This is a genomic window from Elstera litoralis (assembly GCF_000963705.1).
GTDB classification, from domain to species: Bacteria; Pseudomonadota; Alphaproteobacteria; order Elsterales; family Elsteraceae; genus Elstera; species Elstera litoralis.
This window is the reverse complement of sequence record NZ_LAJY01000085.1, coordinates 1-2,516: the sequence shown is the minus strand read 5'-3', so window position 1 is coordinate 2,516 and position 2,516 is coordinate 1. Positions and strand designations below refer to the sequence as shown.

The window sequence follows — 2,516 nt, the reverse complement described above, 5'->3', positions numbered from 1 at the left end:
GAACACGACTTTTCGGGGCATCGCCGCCTGGGAAAGCGCGTAGCTCCCGCAGGAATTCGATCCCATTCATGACGGGCATATTCCAATCCAGCAGGATGACGTCTGGCATAGCTTTTTGACAGGCTTCCATGGCCTTTTTGCCGTCCTCTGCCTCCGAGGTCTCGAAACCGAGTTCCTGCAGAATCTTCTTGGCCACCATGCGGACGACCCGCGAGTCGTCGACGATGAGGCAAGATTTCATTGGCCCTACTCCACTCTCTGGGATGACGTTACGGCTTCTTATACCCTATTCCAGGGGGAGAAGAGAGACTCTTCCTGTGTTTAGGCCGCTTCGTTACGCGTAAAGTCTAACAGACGGTTAACGTCCAAGATTACCAGCAATTGATCCTGGAGGCGATAGATCCCCAGCGAAATATCGCGCCAGCGCGGATCGAGCGTCGCCGGGTTCCGCTCGAACTCGGCGGACGACAGGGTGAGCACTTCACCCACACCATCGACCATCAAGCTATAGAACTCGCCCGAATGCTCAACGACGACACTCATGCCGTCCATATTGACCGGGCGCTTCAACAGCCCCAATCGCAGACGCACGTCGATGGCCGTGACGATCCGCCCGCGCAAGTTAAGCGAGCCCGCAACTTCCGCCGGGGCCAGGGGAATGCGGGTAATCCGCTGCGGCCCCAAAACATCGTGAACGATCAACACAGGAATACCAAACATCTGCCCATCGATGGTGATGGACACATACTGGCGTTGTTCGTCAGCGGTGAAACCCTGGCGGGCGACGTTCCGCTTTCCAGAAGCAACCAGTTCGCTCATGCCACCTTCTCCGTGCTCAGCAGTTGGTTCAGCGTATGGATTAAGGCATCCCGATCAAACTTCGGCACATAATCCGTAAAGCCCACTTCCCGCGCCCGCTCCAAATCCTGCGGCGCAGTGTGGCTGGAGAGGGCGACCATCGGCGTTCCCGCCCATTTGCTCGCCGAAACCGCGCGGGCAAACTCGTAACCGTTCGTCCCCGGCATTTCGATATCGCTGACGATCACATCGAAGGTTTCGCCGCTTTCCACCATCGTCAGCGCGTCGTCGGCGCTATCGGCGGAGGTCACGGAGAAGCCGTTCACCGACAGGATCGGGATCAGCAGATTGCGGAAGAAGGGGCTGTCATCGACCAGCAGAATGCGTTTCGCCTTTGTCCGGCCATCGAACAGCTTGTCGCGGCCCGCGTGGAACCAATCGCCGAAAGCTTGCAGCAGGAAGTAACCCGTGTCGATCACATCCGTCGCCCGGCCCGCGATAATGGCGGAGCCGATAAAGCCCGGACGGTCGGCGGCAAGTTCCACCGCCATACGGTCTTCGACGATATCGATGATTTCATCGACGACGAGGCCCATCGAATGCTCACCATCGGCAAACACCAGCACCGGCTGACGGCCCGTGCGCTGCATTTTCATGCCGGGCACGATCGGGATGAGCGGCATCAGCTTATCGCGATACTGCACCATCGGCTTATCGTGGCTGAATTCGACGGTTTCGAGGTCGATTTCTTCCAAACGCGCCACGAGCGACAAGGGAACGGCCTTCGGCCCGCCATCGCCCGCACGGAAGATGAGCAGCGTCGTGCGTTCGTGGTCGTGGGTGTCGCGGGCGGCGGCGGCATCCACTTGCGCGTTTTCGCTCACCGTCATTTCGCCCGTGGACGCGGCAATACCGTTCGGATCGAGGATCATGATGACCGAGCCATCGCCCAGGATGGTATTGCCCGAGAACAGCGACAGATGCCGCAGGATCGGCGCGACCGGCTTCACCACGATTTCTTCGGTATCGAACACCCGATCGACCATAATACCGAAGTTATAGGTGCCGACTTGGGCGACGATGATGAAGCTTTCCGTCGTCGTATCGCCTTCGGTGCGGTCGAGGCGTAACAGGCGCTCCAGGCTCACCAGCGGCAGCAGGCGGTTGCGCAGGCGCAAGACCGGCGTGCCGTGGATGCGCTCGATGCGATGTTCCGAATCGGCGCTGGCGCGAACCAGTTCCACGACACTGATTTGCGGAATGGCGAAGCGCTCGCCACAGCTTTCCACAATCAACGCCGAAACGATGGCGAGGGTCAGCGGGATCTTGATGACGAAGGTCGAGCCGCGCCCGAACTTCGACTTCAACTCAATCGTGCCGCCGATCTTTTCGATATTGGTGCGGACCACGTCCATGCCCACGCCGCGCCCCGACACAGCGGTCACTGCCGCTGCCGTGGAGAAGCCCGGCTTGAAGATGAACTGATAGATCTGCGCGTCGGCCATACCATCCAGTTCAGACTCGCTGGCGAGGCCATTCTGGATGATCTTGGCTTTGATTCGCTCAGTATTGAGACCGCGCCCATCATCGGAGATCTCGATGAGGATATGCCCGCCTTCATGATAGGCGTTCAGCGTGATCCGGCCCGTTTCGGACTTATTGGCCCGCAGGCGCTCGTCCGGCGTTTCCAACCCGTGATCGGCGGAATTGCGCACACT

At 59.4% G+C, this 2,516-nt stretch carries 3 protein-coding genes; all 3 read right to left on the bottom strand.

All coding sequences use genetic code 11. The features are described 5' to 3' along the window. The coding region (locus tag VZ95_RS04385; protein WP_045774795.1) for a response regulator at positions 1–241 on the bottom strand (241 nt) is incomplete at its 3' end. A gap of 80 nt (positions 242–321) precedes the next feature. After that, positions 322–819, bottom strand: a complete 498-nt coding sequence (locus VZ95_RS04380) for a chemotaxis protein CheW (protein ID WP_045774794.1) — start codon at positions 817–819, stop codon at positions 322–324. Beyond that, positions 816–2,516: hybrid sensor histidine kinase/response regulator (locus VZ95_RS04375; RefSeq protein ID WP_045774793.1), on the bottom strand; the 1,701-nt coding region annotated here is incomplete at its 5' end. The genes VZ95_RS04380 and VZ95_RS04375, both read right to left, overlap by 4 nt.